This window comes from Phaeobacter piscinae, assembly GCF_002407245.1.
GTDB lineage: Bacteria > Pseudomonadota > Alphaproteobacteria > Rhodobacterales > Rhodobacteraceae > Phaeobacter > Phaeobacter piscinae.
In genome coordinates this window covers 3,449,404-3,469,014 of sequence record NZ_CP010681.1, presented here as the reverse complement: position 1 = coordinate 3,469,014, position 19,611 = coordinate 3,449,404, and the positions used below count along the sequence as shown (strand labels likewise).

The following is a 19,611-nucleotide window of genomic DNA, read 5'->3' as shown; positions in this document are numbered from 1 at the left end:
TGTTTCACGTGAAACATCCAGATTACGATGTCATCGTTGTTGGTGGGGGGCATGCAGGGACAGAGGCCGCCCATGCGGCCGCCCGTATGGGCGCAAAAACAGCTCTTGTTACCCTCACAAAGGACAGCATTGGTGTGATGTCTTGCAATCCCGCAATTGGCGGATTGGGTAAGGGGCATCTGGTTCGTGAGATCGACGCACTCGATGGCGTTATGGGGCGTGTCGCTGATAGAGCTGGCATACAATTCCGCCTCCTCAATAGACGCAAGGGGCCGGCTGTGCAGGGCCCAAGGGCGCAGTCAGATCGGAGGATCTATCGTCGTGAGATGTTGGCTGAGACAGAAGCCCAGCCTAACCTTGATATTATCCCAGGCGAAGTCACCGATTTTATGATGACTGGCAACAAGGTCAATGGGGTGTGTCTGGCTGACGAAAGCAAGATCAAAAGTCACGCCGTCATTCTGACATCCGGAACCTTCCTGAGGGGCGTTATTCACATCGGTGATGTATCTAAACCAGGCGGCCGTATGGGGGATAAGCCTTCGATCCGCCTTGCAGAGAGACTTGACAGTTTCGATGTGCAACTCGGGCGGTTGAAGACAGGCACGCCACCGCGACTGGATGGCCGCACCATCGCATGGGAGAAGCTGGAGGGGCAGCCCGGAGATGATGATCCTACGTTCTTCAGTTTCTTGACAACATCTACATCGGCAGCTCAAGTCGTTTGTGGGATTACACATACCAACACGCAGACACATGACATTATTCGGGACAATCTCGGAAAATCGGCCATGTATGGCGGGCACATCGACGGCGTTGGTCCGCGCTATTGCCCGTCAATTGAAGATAAAGTGGTACGGTTCGCTGACAAAGAAAGTCATCAAATCTTCCTCGAACCGGAAGGAGCAGATGATCATACCGTCTATCCAAATGGTATTTCGACAAGTCTGCCACTAGACATCCAAGAGAGTTATGTTCGCTCCATTTTCGGTTTGGAAGATGCCGTGATCTTGCAGCCAGGGTATGCAATTGAGTATGATTATGTGGATCCGCGCGCTTTGGGACTAGATTTGGCCCTAAAGTCGCATCGGGGTCTATATCTTGCAGGGCAAATCAACGGTACCACAGGATATGAGGAAGCTGCAGCACAGGGTCTTGTAGCGGGGTTGAATGCCGCACGGTATTCAAAAGAGATGGAACCGGTCACGTTTAGTCGCTCCGACAGCTATATTGGCGTGATGATCGATGATCTCACAACAAATGGAGTGACTGAACCTTATCGAATGTTCACGTCTCGGGCCGAATTCAGGCTATCTTTGCGTGCGGACAACGCTGATCAGCGGTTGACTGGTATCGGGCTTGATCTTGGGTGCGTCGGTGAGGTGCGTCGTGAGTTCTTTTCCAAAAAAATGGAGAAACTCGAGGCGGCCCGATCCCAAATGGATAATCGACGGTTCACACCGAAAGAGATCAATGAAGCTGGTATCACGGTAAATCAGGACGGAAACCGACGGACGGCGACCGACGTATTGGCATTTCCTGATGTGGTGTTCGAAGATATCTTGCGCCTGCTACCCGATCTTGGAACCTGCGAAGACCCTATTCGTCGTCAAATCGAGCGAGATGCCCTGTACGCGAACTACATCATTCGCCAGAAACGTGAGATCGAAGCGCTGAAACGAGACGAGGGGTATCGTATCCCATTTGACTTTTCCTACGATTTTGAGGGCTTGTCGAACGAGCTGCGTGGAAAGCTGGAAAAATCCAGACCTGAAACCCTGGCCCAAGCGGGAAGGGTCGATGGAATGACACCAGCGGCGCTGGCACTGATCCTGGCAAGGCTACGCCGCGGCGATACCACGAGCCATGGGAAGACTGCATAAATGGGTGAGATTAATATCGGACAGTCATATGTTTCACGTGAAACATATGAGCGACTTAAGCACTACGAAGCTCTTGTTAAAAAGTGGTCTCCGAAAATCAACCTTATCGCCAAATCCACATTGGCCGATGTATGGGATCGCCACATCGTAGATTCGGTGCAGATTTGCCAAGGGATTGATTTTCCGCGGTCCTGGCTTGATATCGGGAGTGGCGGTGGCTTTCCAGGTGTTGTTGTCGCGATTCTGGCCGCGGAGCGAGCGCCAGATTGCGCAGTTACTCTGATCGAAAGTGATCAGCGGAAGTGCGCATTTCTTCGCACGGCTATTCGTGAATGCGGCGTGACGGCAACGGTGGTATCTGAGCGTATCGAAAAGGTGCCGCCGATGGCGGTTGATGTTATCTCAGCACGTGCACTAGCCGATCTTTCGACGTTGCTTGGCTTTGCCGAACGACATCTCCAACCGAAGGGAATTGCACTTTTTTCCAAGGGAATACAGTGGAAAAAAGAAGTGGATAACGCGCGGAGCCAATGGCAATTTGACCTGAAATCCACTAAGAGTTGGACTGAACCCGACGCGGTTGTTTTGGAAATCAGGGGAGTTACGCGTGTCTGATTTGTCCCGGCCGGCTGGGCCACGAATTATTGCCGTGGCCAATCAAAAGGGTGGCGTCGGCAAGACGACAACCGCAATTAATTTGGCAGCAGCTCTGGTTGAAACGGGGTATAGGGTCCTGGTTGTCGATCTGGATCCCCAAGGCAATGCCTCGACAGGTCTTGGAATCGAGGCCACAGATCGCACTCTTACAACCTATGACCTTCTTGTAGATGATGTTGCATTGAATGAGGTTATCCGCGAGACGGAGATTGAAGACCTTTGCATTATCCCGGCGACCGTTGATCTGAGTTCGGCGGATATCGAACTTTTTACAAATGAAAAGCGCAGCTTCCTGCTGCACGATGCGTTGCGTCAGCCGGCAATGGATGACTACGATTGGGATTACGTCCTGATCGACTGTCCTCCATCTCTGAACCTATTGACCGTCAACGCGATGGTTGCGTCCCATTCTGTGCTGGTCCCATTGCAAAGCGAATTTTTCGCCCTTGAGGGGGTCTCACAACTGATGCTTACAATCCGTGAGGTGCGTCAGACAGCAAACCCGAACCTTCGGATTGAGGGAATTGTGCTGACGATGTACGACCGGCGGAATAACCTGTCTCAGCAGGTAGAGCAGGACGCCCGTGGGCATCTGGGGGAATTGGTCTTTGAAACGAAGATTCCTCGGAATGTGCGTGTCAGTGAGGCGCCGTCGTACGCGTTGCCGGTATTGACCTACGACACGAACTCGCTAGGGGCGAATGCGTATCGCGCCCTTGCAGAAGAACTGATTGCGAGACATCAGAAACTCGCAGCCTAACCACAGCTGGAGGCGCAGTAATGTCAGAAAAGAAAAACAAACCCAGAGGATTGGGAAGAGGCTTGTCAGCTCTAATGGCGGATGTGAACCCGGAACCTGTTAGCACAGAAAAACAGGCAGTCAGAAGCACCGAAGTCATGGTGCCAATCGAGAAAGTTATCGCGAACCCAGATCAGCCGCGTCGCCAGTTTTTGCAGGAAGATCTGGATGACCTAACCGCGTCGATCCGGGAGAAGGGGGTTCTTCAGCCTCTTATCGTGCGGCCTCGTCCTGGCGGGCAGTATGAGATTGTTGCCGGCGAACGCCGCTGGCGTGCTGCGCAAGGCGCAAAACTGCACGAAGTACCGGTCATTATTCGGGACTATTCCGATGTCGAGATGATGGAAGTTGCCATCATTGAGAACATTCAACGCTCTGACCTTAACGCCATGGAAGAGGCGCAAAGTTACAAGCAGTTGATGGATAAATTTGGCCATACGCAGGAGAAAATGGCCGAAGCGCTTGGTAAAAGCCGGAGCCATATCGCCAATCTGGTCAGGCTGCTGCATCTGCCGGATGATGTACAGTCTTTGGTTCAAGAACGACGTCTCTCAGCTGGTCATGCCCGTGCTCTTATCACTTCTGACAATGCGTCAGATTTGGCGAAGAAAATCGTTAAAGGTGGTCTGTCAGTACGTGCGACTGAGGCGCTGGTGAAGAAAGATGCGGCCGGCCTGCAGGTTGCAACAGCGCGTTCGGCCAAGAAAACAGCAGAAAAAGATGCGGATACGCGCGCCTTGGAAGCAGATCTCTCAGCCGCGCTGCGCATGAAAGTGTCGATTGATCATCGCGCGGGTGGTGAAAGCGGTGTTCTGTGCGTTAGCTACGCATCTCTGGATGAGTTGGATGATCTTTGCGGGCGCCTTAGCCGCTAGGGCGTGACCATATGAATATCATCACGGCACCAAGTGTAATGGCCTGAATGATCAGGACGTGATTTGGTACTGAAAAAACAACCGACAAACCGAACACGGCGGCAACTGAGATGGTTGCCGCCTTTTTTGCGGCGGGTCGAATAGCGCCTCGCTCATGCCAATCCTGGATCATAGGGCCAAATAGTTGATGGTTTATGATCCACTCGTGCAGCCGCTCGGAAGAATTGGCAAAGAAAAAACTGGCGAGCAGCAAAAATGGAACGGTGGGTAAGAGAGGAAGGACGACTCCTACAATAGCCAATCCAACACATACAAGCCCAAGCGCGGCGTAGAGAAGACGCATAAACTACTCCACTAGAAGATCGCGGAGAACGGCATTTAGGACCGCGCGGCCGGCGTCAGTTGCCTGAATACGATTTTCCGAGAGATCTAACATTCCAATTTCGCAGAGGTTGGAGATTCGCTCGGAAGAGAGAGTATGGCCGGACAAGGCGCGGAACCGATCTAAATCGAGCCCCTCAACCAATCGCATCCCCATCATAAGGTATTCAGCACCCGCATCTTCAGGAGTAAGTGGCGTTCGCGAAGACTCCCCAGTTTGGCTTTCTGCAGCTGCCAGCCAGGCGCCAGGTTGCAGATAGGTTTCCGTGGCGTACCGGGTACCGTCCAAAGTCAGGCGCCCATGCGCTCCTGGCCCAATACCAAGGTAATCGCCATAGCGCCAATAGATCAGATTGTGCCGCGACTCCGCGCCGGGGCGCGCGTGGTTGGAGACCTCATAGGCGGGCAGACCATGCTTGTCGCAGATGTCCTGGGTGGCGAGATACATGTCAGCGGCGTTGTCGTCGGTCGGAAGATCGCGCAACTTGCCCCGCGCGTATCGATCGCCGAACGCTGTGCCCTCCTCAATGGTCAATTGATAGAGGGACAGGTGGTCAATCGCCATGGACAAGGCTTGATCGAGTTCCTGTTGCCAGCCGGCCAGTGTCTGACCCTGACGCGCATAGATCAGGTCAAAACTGACTCTGTCAAAGCAGTTCCGAGCCACATCAAAGGCCTTTTGTGCCTCAGAAACACTGTGCATCCGCCCAAGACGGCGCAGGTCATTGTCGTTAAGCGCCTGAATACCCATAGAAATTCGGTTGACGCCAGCATCCCGGTATCCTGTAAAGCGACCAGCCTCGACTGAGGTTGGGTTTGCTTCAAGAGAGATCTCTATGTCATTGGAAAAAGGCCATATTTCCCGAGCAGTCTCAACAATTGTGGCTACAGTATCGGGATGCATCAGGGACGGTGTCCCACCCCCGAAAAAAATCGTATTCAGAACGCGTCCGGATAGAGACGGGGCCGCGCGCAGCATGTCCGATCGATAGGCTGCAGCCCAACGATTTTGGTCGATCTGCGCGGTGACATGGCTGTTGAAATCGCAATAGGGGCATTTGGCCTGACAGAAGGGCCAATGCACATAGAGACCAAACCCCCCGTTGCGCCAATCATCCACCGAAACACGCCTCGACAAATTTTGCGACGGCCTGTCCGCGGTGGCTGATCTTGTTTTTAGCCCAACGATCCATTTCGGCACAGGTTTGATCATGCCCATCTGGCTGGAACATTGGATCATAGCCAAACCCATCCTTGCCGCGAATAGGCCAAACCAGCTGGCCGGGCATCACGCCTTCGAACACCTCATCGTGACCATCGGGCCAGGCGAGAACAAGCGTGCAGCGAAATTGGGCAAGGCGGGGGTGGGCTGCACCCTTGGCTTCCAGTTCATTATGGGCGCGGGTCATGGCCATCATGAAATCGCGGCCATCACCGGTTTCCGCCCAGTCAGCGGTGTAAACGCCGGGGGCGCCATCTAGCGCATCAATGGTGATTCCGGAATCATCGGAGAGAGCCGGCAAACCAGTTGCCTTAGCGGCGGCATGGGCCTTGATCCGGGCATTCCCGACAAATGTATCTTCGGTTTCGGCGGGTTCAGGAAGTTCCATCTCGCCGGCACCAACGACACTCACGCCAAAGGGTTGGAGGAGATGTTTCATCTCCTCCAGCTTGCCTTTGTTATGGGTGGCGACCAGCAGCCGGTCGCCGACAAATTTGCGGGTCATGCGCAGGCTGCCTTCTGTAGTTCTGCCAGTTCGGCGGTGCCCTTGGTTGCGAGATCCATCAGTTTGTTCATCTGCTCGCGGCTGAACATGGATCCTTCTGCGGACATCTGAACTTCGATGAGTTGGCCAGAACCCGTCATGATGAAGTTGCCATCGACGCCGGCCTCTGAATCTTCCGGGTAATCGAGGTCCAGCACCGGCTGACCTGCGTAGATACCGCAGGAAACTGCGGCTACGGGATCAACGAGGGGATCAATCTTGACCTCACCGGTTTTCATCAGCTTGTTCACCGCAAGACGTAGGGCAACCCAGCCGCCGGTGATGGAGGCGCAGCGGGTGCCGCCGTCGGCCTGCAGCACATCACAGTCGATGCTGATCTGCCGCTCACCGAGTGCAACGCGGTCGACGCCGGCGCGCAGTGCGCGTCCGATCAGGCGCTGAATTTCTACGGTGCGGCCGCCCTGTTTCCCCATCGCGGCTTCGCGGCGCATACGGGTGTTGGTCGCGCGGGGCAGCATGCCGTATTCTGCGGTTACCCAACCTAGACCTGAACCTTTGATAAACGGCGGCACACGATCCTCAATGGTGGCGGTGCAGAGCACATGGGTATCGCCCATCTTGATCAGGCAGGATCCCTCAGCGTGTTTGGTGAAACCGGTTTCGATGGAAACGGCGCGCATTTGGTTTAGATCTCGTCCGGAGGGTCGCATGGGTCATCCTTTGTTTGGTTACCCATCGGGATAGCGTCCGCAGGGTCGGCGATGCAAGCATGATTGACCTTTTGGTGCTGCGCTCTTTAATGACACCTGTAGGACAGGGAGCCAAGGCTTGCGGAACTTCGGCAGTGACCACACATAGAATGCGATGAACAGCAGTACCGACATATTGAAGGATATGAACGACCGGTCCCGGGATGTATTCCGTGCAGTCGTGGAATCCTATCTGGAGACGGGAGATCCCGTCGGCAGCCGTACTCTGACGCGATCACTGAATGAGAAAGTGAGCGCCGCGACTGTGCGCAACGTGATGCAGGATCTGGAGCATCTTGGATTGTTGAACAGTCCGCACACCAGCGCCGGTCGGGTTCCCACGCAGGTCGGATTGCGGATGTTTGTGGATGGTCTGCTTGAAGTTGGGGATTTGAACACCCAGGACCGCCAGAAAATTGATGAAACCATGGGCGGGACTGCTGGCGGTGGGGCTACGGGTCTGGCCGGTATGCTGGATCGTGTCGGTTCGGCCCTGTCGGGGGTGACACAGGGGGCCTCCTTGGTGCTGACCCCGAAACATGAAGCCGAAATTCGCCATATTGAATTCGTCACTCTGGCCCATGATCGTGCGCTGGTCGTTCTGGTGTTTTCAGATGGTCACGTGGAAAACCGCCTGTTTACGCCACCGCCCGGACAGACGCCCAGTTCAATGCGGGAGGCGGCGAATTTCCTCAATGCGTTGATCGAGGGACGCACATTGGGCGACGTGCGCGGCGCTATTCAGGAAGAGATCAAGGCCCGGCAGCAGCAGATCGACGTTCTGGCCCGTGAAATGATCGAAAGCGGTTTGGCCGCTTGGGAAGATGACGGCAGCGATTCTGCGCGGCTGATTGTGCGCGGTCGGGCGAATCTCCTATCCGACGGTGGGGCTGCGGAGGAGCTGGACCGGATCCGGAACCTGTTTGATGACCTGGAACGCAAACGCGATATCGAAGAGTTTCTTCAGCTGACAGAAGATGGCGAAGGTGTGCGCATTTTTATCGGTTCGGAGAACAAACTTTTTTCACTTTCGGGTTCCTCTTTGGTGGTGTCTCCCTATATGAACGCGGATCGAAAGATCATTGGTGCGGTGGGCGTGATTGGCCCGACCCGCCTGAATTACGGCCGGATCGTGCCGATCGTGGACTATACGGCGCAACTGGTCGGGAAGCTGCTTTCCGACCGGAGTTAGAGGTGAAATATGGCAGAGCCCAAGAACGACGATTTTTTGGACGACATCACAGAAGCCGAAGCAGAGGAGCTCTCTGCGCAGACTGAAGAATTTGATGATGCAGCGCTGGAGCTGGACAGCCTGCGGGCTGAACGGGATGAGCTGAAAGATCGGTTCATGCGGGCCCTGGCTGACGCGGAAAACGCGCGTAAGCGTGGCGACAAAGCGCGCCGTGAAGCTGAGCAATACGGCGGTTCCAAACTGGCGCGGGACATGCTGCCGGTTTACGACAATATGAAACGTGCGATCGAAGCTGCCAGCGATGAACAGCGCGAAGTTTCCGCCGCTTTGATTGAAGGCGTGGAACTGACCATGCGCGCACTGCTTGGTGTGTTTGAAAAGCACGGTATGCAGGTGATCGCGCCGGAAGTTGGTGAGAGATTCGATCCGCAGGTGCATGAGGCGATGTTCGAGGCCCCGGTGCCAGGTACCAAAGCCGGCGATATCATTCAGGTTTCTGCAGAGGGCTTCATGCTGCACGACCGTCTGCTGCGCCCGGCGCAGGTTGGTGTTTCCTCGACGCCGGCGAGCTGAACCATAGCAGTGACGGGCCTTGTGGCCCGTGCCTGCGGCGCGAGTATTTTTGAAAAGATGACAAGCGGCCCCGTGGTGATCCATGGAGGCCGCTTTTCTGTATCAGCTCGCGGCTTCTTTCAGACGATAAAGCGCTTCCAGTGCTTCCCGTGGTGAGAGATCATCAGGGTGGATGTCGTCCAGAAGCATTTCGACTGGTGAGGGGCCGACCGGTGCTGCTGGTTGCGGCGGTGGGGCGGCAGCGAAGAGGGGAAGATCGTCGATCTGGATTTTGCCGGCGCCACTGCGGCTGCCCTCTTCCAGCATGTCCAGAACGTCCCGAGCCCGTGCAACAACCGATCCGGGCAGGCCGGCAAGCTGCGCGACCTGTACCCCGTAGGACCGATCTGCGGCGCCTTTCTTAACCTCGTGCAGAAAGATGACTTCGCCTTCCCATTCCTTGACCGAAACGGTGGCATTATCGACGCCGGGCAGCTTGCCGGCGAGCTGGGTGAGTTCGTGGTAATGGGTCGCAAACAGCGCGCGGGCGCGATTGACCTCATGCAGATGTTCCAGCGTGGCCCAGGCGATCGACAGCCCGTCATAGGTCGCAGTACCGCGCCCAATTTCGTCGAGAATGACCAGTGCGCGATCATCTGCCTGATTGAGGATGGCCGCGGTTTCAACCATCTCAACCATGAAGGTCGAGCGCCCGCGTGCCAGATCGTCCGAGGCACCAACCCGGCTGAACAACTGGCTAATCAGTCCGATATGGGCGCTGTCCGCTGGGACGTAGCTCCCCATTTGGGCGAGGATGGCAATCAGGGCATTCTGGCGCAGAAAGGTTGATTTACCGGCCATGTTCGGACCTGTCAGCAGCCAGATGGCAGCCCCTGTATCGGCGGTTAGATCGCAGTCGTTGGCAACGAAGCTGCTGCCACCCTGTTGCCGCAGTGCCTGTTCCACAACGGGGTGTCGCCCCCCTGAAATACTGAACTCGCGCGAGGTGTCTACCGTTGGACAGGACCAGTTTTCGCCTAGAGCGAGATCGGCCAAGGCGGTGACCAGGTCAAGTTCTGCCAGTCCCCGCGCTGCTGCATTCAGCAAGGCCGCATTTGCCAGAATAGCGTCTGATAGCCTTGTATAGAGCCGCTTTTCAATCTCCAGTGCCAGATTGCCGGCATTCAGAATACGGGCCTCGATTTCGCTCAGTTCCACCGTTGTGAACCGAACCTGATTGGCTGTCGTCTGGCGGTGAATATAGGTCTCCGATAGGGGGGCGGAGAGCATTTTCTCTGCATGGGTCGCGGTGGTCTCGATGAAGTAGCCGAGCACATTGTTGTGCTTGATTTTCAGCGAATTGATGCCCGTGTGATCGGAGTATTTCTTTTGCAGCGCTGCAATGACGGAGCGACCTTCATCACGCAGTGTGCGGGCCTCGTCCAGCTCGCTGTCGTAGCCCTCTGCAATAAACCCGCCGTCGCGAGCCAAGAGGGGGGGCTCTGCAATCAACGCGGCATCAAGCAGGGGTAACAGATCGTCAAATCCGGTGAGCCCGGAGAGCGCCTGTTGTAGAAGTGGCGGCATATCTGCCCTGTCGCAGAGGTCCGAAATAGCCTCAGACTGGATCAGCGTGTTGCGTACCGCAGCGAGATCCCGTGGGCCGCCGCGATCCAGGGCAAGCCGGGACAGCGCCCGGTCCAGATCGGGTGTCTTGCGCAGAGCAGCGCGCAGAGATTGCGCGAGTTGCGTTTGCTCCACCACGAAGTCCAGCGCCGTCAACCGGGATCGGATCACATCGAGGTTGCGCGATGGGCTGGACAGCCGTTGTTCAAGAAGCCGACCCCCGGCGGGGGTTACGGTGCGATCCACCACCGCAAGCAGTGAGCCGCTGCGCCCGCCAGTCAATGAGCGGGTGAGTTCTAGGCTACGACGAGTCGCAGCGTCGATCTGCACAACCCTGTCCTCGGCCTCCTGCTGCGGGGGCTGAAGCAGTGGCAGCTTACCCTTTTGTGTGATGTCGAGATAGTCGATGACCGCGCCCATGGCCGAAATCTCTGCTCGGTTGAAAGAGCCGTAAGATTCCAGTGTTGAGACTTTGAAGAGATCACAGATGCGTTTTTCAGCGGCGGTGCTGTCGAAGCTGGATTTCGCCAGAGGGGTCACCGGGATCTGATGGTCCTCTGCAATGGCGCGCAGCTGGTCCAAGGCAGGGCCATCGGGGACAATCAACTCCGATGGCGCCAGCCGGGCCAGTTCAGGGGACACCCGGACGGATGCGACGGGCATCACATGGAACGCGCCCGTGGAGATATCTGCCCAAGCGAGGGCGGACTGGTCGCGTAGCTCGCAATAGGCGGTGAGGAAATTGTGACGGCGCGCCTCCAGCAGGGAGTCTTCGGTGATGGTGCCGGGGGTGACCAGCCGCACCACATCCCGTTTCACAACCGATTTGGAGCCACGTTTCTTGGCCTCTGCAGGGCTTTCCAATTGTTCGCCAACGGCGACACGAAACCCCTTTCGGATCAATGTCAGCAAATAGCCCTCGGCGGCATGAACCGGGACACCACACATCGGAATGTCGTTGCCATCGTGTTTGCCGCGTTTGGTCAGTGCGATGTCGAGGGCCTCTGCCGCGTTGACGGCATCGTCAAAGAACATCTCGTAGAAATCGCCCATGCGGTAGAACAAGAGGGCATCCGGGTACTGCGCCTTGATGTCGAGGTATTGGGCCATCATCGGCGTGACTGTGGACAAAGTTCGGCTCCGTAAAATGGGGGATTTCTTTGGCGCGACCTTACAAATCAGGCGACTGCGACGAAAGGTGAAAACGCAACTTCGTTGAGAAGAGGCGCGCGCTGGGCTATGACGCTTGAGACAGTGAGAGGACACCCAAAGCCAATGCCCAAAGCGAAGATTACCAACGAAGAGGCGCTTGCCTTCCATCTGGAACCGACCCCCGGCAAATGGGAGATCAACGCAACGGTCCCGATGACCACGCAGCGGGATCTGTCGCTGGCCTATTCCCCCGGTGTTGCGGTGCCCTGCGAGGCGATCGCGGAAAACCCGGAAACCGCGTATGACTATACAAACAAGGGCAATCTGGTTGCGGTCATCTCCAACGGGACTGCGGTTCTGGGGTTGGGCAATCTCGGGGCGCTGGGCTCCAAACCGGTGATGGAGGGTAAATCTGTCCTGTTCAAACGGTTTGCCGATGTGAATTCCATCGATATTGAGCTGGATACCGAAGACCCGGATGAGTTCATCAAGGCGGTGCGCCTGATGGGGCCAACGTTTGGCGGGATCAATCTTGAGGATATCAAGGCGCCGGAATGTTTCATCATTGAGCAGCGTCTGAAAGAAGAGATGGACATCCCGGTGTTCCACGATGACCAGCACGGTACGGCGGTGATCTGCGCCGCTGGTCTGATCAATGCGCTGCATATTTCGGGCAAGAAGATCGAGGATGTGAAAATCGTCCTCAACGGAGCCGGCGCCGCAGGTATCGCCTGTATTGAACTGCTGAAGGCAATGGGCGCGCGGCATGAAAATTGCATCGTCTGCGACACCAAAGGCGTGATCTATCAGGGCCGTACCGAGGGGATGAACCAGTGGAAGTCCGCCCATGCGGTCAAGACGGATCTGCGCACGCTGGAAGAGGCGATGAAGGACGCGGATGTGTTCCTTGGCGTATCTGTCAAAGGGGCGGTGACACAGGATATGGTGAAATCCATGGCCGACAATCCGGTGATCTTTGCGATGGCAAACCCGGATCCTGAGATCACCCCGGAAGAGGCGCATGAGGTGCGTGTGGATGCGATTGTCGCCACCGGCCGGTCTGATTATCCCAATCAGGTCAACAACGTGCTTGGCTTTCCCTATCTGTTCCGTGGCGCATTGGATATCCACGCCCGCGCCATCAATGACGAGATGAAAATTGCCTGCGCCCATGCGCTGGCCGGTCTCGCGCGGGAGGATGTGCCGGATGAGGTGGCGCTGGCCTATGGCAAATCGTTGTCCTTTGGCCGCGATTACATCATCCCGACACCGTTTGACCCGCGCCTGATCCACCGGATCCCACCCGCCGTGGCAAAGGCAGGGATGGACACCGGCGTTGCGCGTCGTCCGATCATCGACATGGATGCCTATGAGCATGGGCTGCGTGGCCGGATGGATCCGACCCAGTCGATCCTGCGTGGTCTGAACGCCCGTGCCCGTGCCGCACAGTCGCGCATGATATTTGCCGAGGGCGACGACCCTCGCGTTTTGCGTGCGGCGGTGATGTATCAGCGATCTGGCTTCGGCAAGGCGCTGGTTGTTGGTCGTCCGGAGGATGTCCGCAGCAAGCTGGAAACAGCGGGTCTGGGCGATGCGGTGCGTGAGCTGGAGATTATCAACGCGGCCAATACCCAGCATTTCGAGACCTACAAGGACTTCCTCTATGAGCGGCTGAACCGCAAAGGCTTTGATCGCAAGGATGTCCACCGCTTGGTTGGGCGCGACCGACATGTGTTTTCAGCGCTGATGTTGGCGCATGGGCATGGCGACGGTCTGGTCACCGGAGCCACCCGGAAGTCTGCGCATGTGCTTGATCAGATCAACCACGTGTTTGATGCCGATGCGACCAATGGATCAGCCGGGGTGACCGCGCTGCTGCACAAGGGGCGCATTGTGTTGATTGGCGATACGCTGGTGCATGAATGGCCGGATGAAAATGACCTCGCCAATATCGCCGAACATGCCGCAGGCGTGGCCCGGCATATGGGGCTTGAGCCTCGGGTGGCGTTTGTCAGCTTCTCGACCTTTGGCTATCCGGTGTCGGAACGTGCGGAGAAGATGCATATCGCCCCCACGGTGCTGGACCAGCGCGGTGTCGATTTTGAGTATGAAGGCGAAATGACCGTCGATGTGGCGCTGAACGCCAAGGCGCAGGAGGCCTATCCCTTTCAGCGCCTGACCGGTCCGGCCAATATCCTGATCGTACCCGCGCGCCACTCCGCGTCGATTTCGGTCAAACTGATGCAGGAAATGGGTGGGGCAACTGTTGTTGGTCCGATCCTGTCAGGTGTCGATAAGCCGATCCAGATCTGCTCGACCACCTCGACGGCAAATGACGTTCTGAACATGGCGGTTCTGGCTGCCTGCAATATCGGGTGATCTCATGGCGATCTGGAACCTAGGCTCAATCAATGCCGACATGATTTATGCGCTGCCTCATATGCCGACTGCGGGGGAAACCCTCGCGGCGACGGGGCTGGAGCAGTATCTGGGCGGCAAAGGGGCCAATATGTCGGTCGCGGCGGCGCGTGCCGGCAGCCATGTTTGCCATTTGGGTGCCGTCGGGCCGGAGGGAGGCTGGGCTGTCACGCGTTTGTTGGAATACGGTGTCGATACGCGGCATATCGCCCAGTTGGAGGTGCCGACCGGCCACGCCATCATTGCCGTGGATCCAACAGGTGAGAACCAGATCATCCTGTTCCCGGGAGCAAACCGTGAGATCAGTGCGGATCAGGTTGGCGCCGCGCTGTCTGCCGCCAGTGCTGGCGATATTCTTGTGATCCAAAACGAAACCAACATGCAGGCCGAGGCAGCCCGAATGGGGCGTGATCTGGGATTGAAGGTTGCCTATGCCGCGGCGCCGTTTGATGCCGCGGCGGTTCAGGCGGTCCTGCCCTACCTCGACTATCTGTTCCTGAATGAGGTCGAGGCCGAACAGCTGCGTGATGCGACAGGCAAAACGCCTGAGGCGCTGGGCGTTGCGGATGTGATTGTGACGCTGGGTGCCAAGGGCGCGCGCCACTACGACACGACGGCGGGAACCACCCATGATGTCGCGGCGCATTCCGTTGTCCCGGTTGATACAACAGGGGCTGGTGATACCTTCACCGGCTATGTGCTGTCCGGTCTGGATCGTGGACTGCCGATGGCGCAGGCGTTGGCGCAGGCCAATCGCGCCGCTGCATTGATGGTGACGCGGAAGGGCACCGCCGATGTGATCCCTGACCTGAAGGAGGTTCAGGACGCAAGCTTTTGATCCTGCCAACAGGGTCTGCATAGGAAAAGGCGCGGTATCATCCGCGCCTTCTTCATATCAATCGCCTCAGGTGCGTTGTTAGTGCCCTTTTGCAAAAGGCGCTGCATCCCCCCAAAGCTGCAATACACGAGCGTCCCGCCCACAGGCCTTTCGATAGCGCTTATAGGCCTCTGACTGACGTTTGGGGCCAAAGCGTGTGAGAACCAGTTTGCGACCCTTGTAGTAGTCCTGATGGTAGGCTTCGGCCGGGTAGAAGGCCGTTGCTGGCAGGATTGGCGTGACGATAGTCTGACCAAGTGCCGACTGCGCCTCGGTCTTTGCGGTCTTGGCAATGGATGTCTGATCTGCGCCAGAGACAAATATCGCTGTCCTGTAGCTGTCTCCGCGATCACAGAACTGGCCACCCGCATCCGTTGGATCAACGGAGCGCAGGAACATCGACAGCAGTTGCTTGCGCGTCACCTTGGTAGGATCAAACCGGATCTGGACCGCCTCATAATGACCGGTGCCACCGGCGGTGACCTGTTTGTAGGTGGGCGATTTGGTGCTGCCGCCGGTATAGCCGGATACTGCCGAGAGCACGCCAGGGACGCTTTCGAAATCACTCTCAACACACCAGAAGCAGCCGCCGGCGACGGTGAGTGTTTCGATATTCTGGGCATGGGCCTGATGTCCCTTCAGCGCCACGGCCAGCAGCATGAACAGGGTCAGGACAATTGGTCTTGCGGTGTTTGTCGAACGCATCATCGCCTCCATCGTTGCGCTACATTGGCCCGTGGGTTGTTCAGGCTCAATCACATGACATGGTTTGTCACGGCTTGGTGACGGGAAGTTACCGCTTGGAAATAGGATCCAATCCTTCTAGCGTGCGCCTCGCAGGAGGAGCAGATGACCGAAAAAATGAGCACGCATCAAGCGCAGGAAGATCAGCGCAACGAAGAGATCCTGATCTATCTGAATGGTGAGATTGTTCCCAAAGCCGAGGCCAAGGTCAGCGTCTATGACAGTGGTTTCATGCTGGGGGACGGTGTCTGGGAGGGGCTGCGGCTCTATAACGGGACCTGGGCGTTTATTGACGAACATCTCGACCGCCTGTTTGAGGCTGCGAAGACTATCGATCTGGACATCGGGATGGACCGGGATCAGGTCAAACAAGCCGTGTTAGACACACAAAATGCCAATGACATGACCAGCGATGCCCATGCGCGCCTGATGGTGACGCGGGGGGTGAAGTCCCGCCCGTTCCAGCACCCATCGCTGTCGCAGCAGGGGCCAACCTTCACCATTATCATGGAGCATTCGCGCCCAAACCTGCCGCGCCCGATCCGGCTGGCGACAGTGCCGCATCTGCGCGGGCTTCCGATGACACAGGATCCGAAGCTGAATTCGCATTCCAAGCTGAACTGCATTCTGGCCTGTATCGCGGCAGAGAAAGCGGGCGCCGATGAGGGGCTGATGCTGGACGTGAACGGGTTTGTGAATACGACCAATGCCTGCAATTTCTTTATCGTGCGCAAGGGGGCGGTTTGGACCTCGACCGGCGACTATTGTATGAACGGGATCACCCGGCAGAAGGTGATCGATCTGTGCCGTGCCAATGACATTCCGGTGTTTGAGCGCAACTATTCCCTGGTGGATACCTACGGCGCTGATGAGGCGTTTCTGACCGGCACATTTGGGGCACAGACGCCGGTGGGTGACATTGACGGACGGCAGATTGGCGACGGCGTGATGGGGCCGGTGACCAAGCGTCTGCGCGCGCTGTACAAGGATCTGATCGCGCAGGAGTGTGCCTGATGCGGATTGCCATGTGGTCTGGGCCACGCAACCTGTCGACTGCAATGATGTATGCCTTTGGCAACCGTGGCGATTGTGCTGTGGTGGATGAGCCGTTCTATGCCGCCTATCTGGCAAAGACCGGGCTGGAACATCCCATGCGGGCTGAAATCTTGGACAGCCAGCCAAGGGATGCTGACGTTGTTGCCGCATCTCTGCTGGGGCCAGTGCCCGCTGCAAAACCGTTTTTCTATCAAAAACACATGACCCAGCATATGATAGACGGGGTGCCGCGCGCCTGGATGCGGGAGGTCAAAAATGTGTTTCTGATCCGTCATCCGGCACGGGTCATCGCCTCATACGCCGAGAAACGGGAGAATCCGACGCTGGATGATATCGGGTTTCGCCAGCAGGCGGAGCTGTTTGATCTGGTGACACGCTGGGGTCAGTCGCCCGTGGTGGTGGAGAGCGATGATATCCGCAGCGATCCCGCAGCGGTATTGGAGCGGCTGTGTGAGAGCCTGGGTGTCCCGTTTTCCCCGAAGATGCTGTCATGGCCAATGGGCGGACATAAGGACGATGGAATCTGGGCCGCGCATTGGTACGGGTCCGTCTGGCAGTCGACCAAATTTGCAGGACCCGAGGGGCCGTTTCCTGAGGTTCCTGCAACTTTGCAGCCGGTTTTGGACGCCGCTATGCCCTATTATGATCGGTTGAAAGCGCATAAAATCTGATCGTGTAGGGGGCGCTGCCCCCTCGCGCCTCTGGCGCTTCACCCCCGGAGTATTTTCGGAAAGGTGACACACGTAGAGTGCGTTTCGCTTAGCTGATCAGCTTGCCCAGCTTCATCGCCACGCCCATATCACCTGAAATTTTCAGCTTACCCATCATCACGCCGGTCATCGGGTTCAATTTCCCGGTCAGCAGCTTTTTCAGATTTTCGGTGCTGATGCGGATGGTGCAGTCAGTATCGCGATTTTCCATTGAAGCATCGCCATCCGCAAGGACGATGACACCATCATCACCGCAGTCGAATTTCAGCGATCCGTCAAAGGTTTTCCCGGTCAGACCAGCGCGGATGCCTTCTGCCAGCGGTTGTAATGCCATGATGTCCCCCTCGGTGTCTCTCGTTGTGCCAAGGGTTAGGCACCGGGGTGTCGGCGGGCAAGGGTGACCAAAGGGGAGGTCGCGTCAACTGTCAGCCAAGCGCATCACGGGTGAGGGGGCAGGGGGCGCCATCGAAAAACGTCTTAAACACCGCGTCGAACACCTGTGGGGCGTCGGGCACAGCAGTAAAAAGCGTCATGGAGGAGCGCAGTTTCTTGGCATCGGTTTCGCCCAAGATATCCTCAGCGCTGCGGTCGGTGTGGCTTAGCAGCAGTTCGCTGGCTTCGATCAACCGTGTGCGCAGTACGGGATGGGCAAGGTAGGCGGTGGCCTCTGTCAGGTCCTCGATCCCGTAAAGCTGGGCCATATGGGACTGACCAAGGTCGGCCAGTTGCGGAAAGACGAACCACATCCAGTGGCTCGTCTTTTTTCCGGCAGAGAGTTCGGCACGGACATCGTTCCACACGGTGTCCTGCGCTTCGACGAACATCTCCATCTCTTCGGTCAGATCGTCGTCTATATCGTCTGTGATATCGACGCGGTCGCTCATTTTTTCAACCGACGCTCGCGGGCGGCGAGCAGCTTCAGTCGCAGCGCGTTCAGCTGGATAAAGCCGGCAGCGTCTTTCTGATCGTAGGCGCCCGCGTCATCTTCAAAGGTCACATGGGCCTCTGAATAGAGTGAGTGATCAGACCAGCGACCCACGGTGGTTGCGGAGCCTTTGTAGAGTTTCACGCGGACGGTGCCGGTCACATGCTCTTGGCTGCGATCAATGGCGGCCTGCAGCATTTCACGCTCAGGCGAGTACCAGAAACCGTTGTAGATCAGCTTAGCATATTGCGGCATCAGCTGGTCTTTGAGGTGCATCGCGCCGCGGTCCATGGTGATGGATTCAATGCCGCGATGGGCCTCAAGCAGGATGGTGCCGCCGGGCGTTTCGTAGATGCCGCGGGATTTCATGCCGACAAAACGCCCCTCGACAAGGTCGAGACGGCCGATGCCGTGTTTGCCACCGTATTCATTGAGCTGGGTCAGGATGGTTGCCGGCGACATTGCTTCGCCGTTGATGCTGACCGCGTCGCCTTTTTCAAAACCGATCTCGATGAATTCGGCCTCGTTCGGGGCGTCTTCCGGGTGCACGGTGCGTTGGTAGACGTAGTCGGGCGCCGCCACGGCGGGATCTTCCAGTACTTTGCCCTCAGAGGAGGTGTGCAGAAGGTTCGCATCGACAGAGAAGGGGGCTTCGCCGCGCTTGTCCTTGGCCACCGGGATCTGATGAGCCTCTGCGAATTCCAGCAAGCGGGTCCGCGACGTCAGATCCCACTCACGCCAGGGGGCAATCACCTTGATGTCGGGGTTCAGCGCATAGGCCGCCAGTTCAAAACGGACCTGATCGTTGCCTTTGCCGGTGGCGCCATGGGCGACCGCATCAGCGCCGGTGGCTTCGGCGATCTCAACAAGGCGTTTGGAGATCAGCGGCCGGGCAATGGAGGTGCCCAGAAGATAGAGGCCCTCATAGACGGCGTTGGCGCGGAACATCGGGAACACGAAATCCCGCACGAATTCCTCCCGCACATCTTCGATGTAGATGTTTTCCGGCTTGATACCCAGAAGCTCGGCTTTCTGGCGTGCGGGCTCCAGTTCCTCACCCTGACCGAGATCGGCGGTGAAAGTCACAACTTCGCAACCGTATTCGGTCTGCAGCCATTTCAGAATGATTGACGTATCAAGACCGCCGGAGTAGGCGAGGACAACTTTCTTGGGCGCGGACATTGGATTTCCTCTTGATCAGAACGTCTGCGGCCTACCCGGTTTTTGTCAGAAGGGCAAGGTTTTCCCCGGATCGGAGCCTGAGCGTGCGCATTATGGTCACGCGCGA

Annotated in this window: 19 protein-coding genes; 10 read left to right on the top strand and 9 right to left on the bottom strand. The window is 57.1% G+C overall.

Annotated elements, in window-relative coordinates:
- Positions 1-8 precede the first annotated feature (8 nt).
- From mnmG to phaeop14_RS16435, 4 genes are read left to right on the top strand one after another with little or no spacing between them, the layout of a single operon-like run.
- Positions 9-1,883, top strand: coding sequence for a tRNA uridine-5-carboxymethylaminomethyl(34) synthesis enzyme MnmG (mnmG, locus tag phaeop14_RS16450; protein ID WP_096790342.1), 1,875 nt, complete (start codon positions 9-11; stop codon positions 1,881-1,883).
- A complete protein-coding gene (gene rsmG / locus phaeop14_RS16445; RefSeq protein WP_096790137.1) occupies positions 1,884-2,498 on the top strand; it encodes a 16S rRNA (guanine(527)-N(7))-methyltransferase RsmG in 615 nt (204 codons plus the stop codon).
- Positions 2,491-3,300: a ParA family protein gene (locus phaeop14_RS16440; protein ID WP_040175111.1), complete on the top strand. Its 810-nt coding sequence runs from the start codon at positions 2,491-2,493 to the stop codon at positions 3,298-3,300. The genes rsmG and phaeop14_RS16440 overlap by 8 nt, the downstream gene beginning before the upstream one ends.
- 20 nt (positions 3,301-3,320) lie before the next feature.
- Entirely contained in the window at positions 3,321-4,214 is an 894-nt protein-coding gene (locus phaeop14_RS16435) for a ParB/RepB/Spo0J family partition protein (protein ID WP_096790136.1), read from the top strand.
- Here the strand turns inward: phaeop14_RS16435 and phaeop14_RS16430 are convergent.
- The 4 genes from phaeop14_RS16430 to rph are packed head-to-tail and all read right to left on the bottom strand — an operon-like array spanning position 4,204 to position 7,032.
- On the bottom strand, positions 4,204-4,557 hold the full coding sequence (locus phaeop14_RS16430; RefSeq protein WP_096790135.1) for a YbaN family protein: 354 nt from the start codon (positions 4,555-4,557) through the stop codon (positions 4,204-4,206). The genes phaeop14_RS16435 and phaeop14_RS16430 overlap by 11 nt on opposite strands.
- A gap of 3 nt (positions 4,558-4,560) precedes the next feature.
- On the bottom strand, positions 4,561-5,715 hold the full coding sequence (gene hemW / locus phaeop14_RS16425; protein WP_096790134.1) for a radical SAM family heme chaperone HemW: 1,155 nt from the start codon (positions 5,713-5,715) through the stop codon (positions 4,561-4,563).
- On the bottom strand, positions 5,708-6,322 hold the full coding sequence (rdgB, locus tag phaeop14_RS16420; protein ID WP_096790133.1) for an RdgB/HAM1 family non-canonical purine NTP pyrophosphatase: 615 nt from the start codon (positions 6,320-6,322) through the stop codon (positions 5,708-5,710). Before rdgB ends, hemW begins: the two co-directional genes overlap by 8 nt.
- Positions 6,319-7,032 (bottom strand): ribonuclease PH, encoded by a 714-nt coding sequence (rph, locus tag phaeop14_RS16415; RefSeq protein ID WP_096790132.1) that lies wholly within the window; start codon positions 7,030-7,032, stop codon positions 6,319-6,321. The genes rdgB and rph overlap by 4 nt, the downstream gene beginning before the upstream one ends.
- A 154-nt stretch (positions 7,033-7,186) precedes the next feature.
- Between rph and hrcA the strand changes: the two genes are divergently transcribed.
- Both hrcA and phaeop14_RS16405 read left to right on the top strand, forming a co-directional pair.
- Positions 7,187-8,263: a heat-inducible transcriptional repressor HrcA gene (hrcA, locus tag phaeop14_RS16410; protein ID WP_040175121.1), complete on the top strand. Its 1,077-nt coding sequence runs from the start codon at positions 7,187-7,189 to the stop codon at positions 8,261-8,263.
- Positions 8,264-8,272: 9 nt separating this feature from the next.
- Positions 8,273-8,836, top strand: a complete 564-nt coding sequence (locus phaeop14_RS16405) for a nucleotide exchange factor GrpE (protein ID WP_024098878.1) — start codon at positions 8,273-8,275, stop codon at positions 8,834-8,836.
- Positions 8,837-8,938: 102 nt separating this feature from the next.
- Here phaeop14_RS16405 and mutS read toward each other — a convergent pair whose 3' ends face one another.
- The gene (mutS, locus tag phaeop14_RS16400) at positions 8,939-11,554 is read right to left on the bottom strand and encodes a DNA mismatch repair protein MutS (RefSeq protein WP_193438278.1); all 2,616 of its coding nucleotides are present in this window, start codon (positions 11,552-11,554) and stop codon (positions 8,939-8,941) included.
- Positions 11,555-11,716: 162 nt separating this feature from the next.
- Here mutS and phaeop14_RS16395 point away from each other — a divergent pair, with 162 nt between their 5' ends.
- Together phaeop14_RS16395 and phaeop14_RS16390 are read left to right on the top strand one after the other, a co-directional pair.
- A complete protein-coding gene (locus tag phaeop14_RS16395) occupies positions 11,717-13,972 on the top strand; it encodes an NADP-dependent malic enzyme (protein WP_040175129.1) in 2,256 nt (751 codons plus the stop codon).
- Positions 13,973-13,976: 4 nt separating this feature from the next.
- Positions 13,977-14,849: a ribokinase gene (locus tag phaeop14_RS16390; RefSeq protein WP_096790130.1), complete on the top strand. Its 873-nt coding sequence runs from the start codon at positions 13,977-13,979 to the stop codon at positions 14,847-14,849.
- Between the two features lie 78 nt (positions 14,850-14,927).
- On the opposite strand, the gene msrA is transcribed toward phaeop14_RS16390, so the two are convergent.
- Positions 14,928-15,593 (bottom strand): peptide-methionine (S)-S-oxide reductase MsrA, encoded by a 666-nt coding sequence (gene msrA / locus phaeop14_RS16385; protein WP_082035291.1) that lies wholly within the window; start codon positions 15,591-15,593, stop codon positions 14,928-14,930.
- A 144-nt stretch (positions 15,594-15,737) separates the two neighbouring features.
- Between msrA and phaeop14_RS16380 the strand changes: the two genes are divergently transcribed.
- Positions 15,738-16,646, top strand: coding sequence for a D-amino acid aminotransferase (locus tag phaeop14_RS16380; RefSeq protein WP_096790129.1), 909 nt, complete (start codon positions 15,738-15,740; stop codon positions 16,644-16,646).
- Positions 16,646-17,359 (top strand): sulfotransferase-like domain-containing protein, encoded by a 714-nt coding sequence (locus phaeop14_RS16375; protein WP_096790128.1) that lies wholly within the window; start codon positions 16,646-16,648, stop codon positions 17,357-17,359. Before phaeop14_RS16380 ends, phaeop14_RS16375 begins: the two co-directional genes overlap by 1 nt.
- 88 nt (positions 17,360-17,447) lie before the next feature.
- On the opposite strand, the gene phaeop14_RS16370 is transcribed toward phaeop14_RS16375, so the two are convergent.
- The 3 genes from phaeop14_RS16370 to phaeop14_RS16360 form a co-directional block, all read right to left on the bottom strand.
- On the bottom strand, positions 17,448-17,732 hold the full coding sequence (locus phaeop14_RS16370; protein WP_040175136.1) for an SCP2 sterol-binding domain-containing protein: 285 nt from the start codon (positions 17,730-17,732) through the stop codon (positions 17,448-17,450).
- A 91-nt stretch (positions 17,733-17,823) separates the two neighbouring features.
- Positions 17,824-18,282 carry a DUF1810 domain-containing protein gene (locus phaeop14_RS16365; RefSeq protein ID WP_096790127.1) on the bottom strand — a complete coding sequence of 153 codons (459 nt, stop codon included), beginning with the start codon at positions 18,280-18,282 and terminating at the stop codon, positions 17,824-17,826.
- Positions 18,279-19,505 (bottom strand): argininosuccinate synthase, encoded by a 1,227-nt coding sequence (locus phaeop14_RS16360; protein ID WP_096790126.1) that lies wholly within the window; start codon positions 19,503-19,505, stop codon positions 18,279-18,281. Before phaeop14_RS16360 ends, phaeop14_RS16365 begins: the two co-directional genes overlap by 4 nt.
- Positions 19,506-19,611 lie beyond the last annotated feature (106 nt).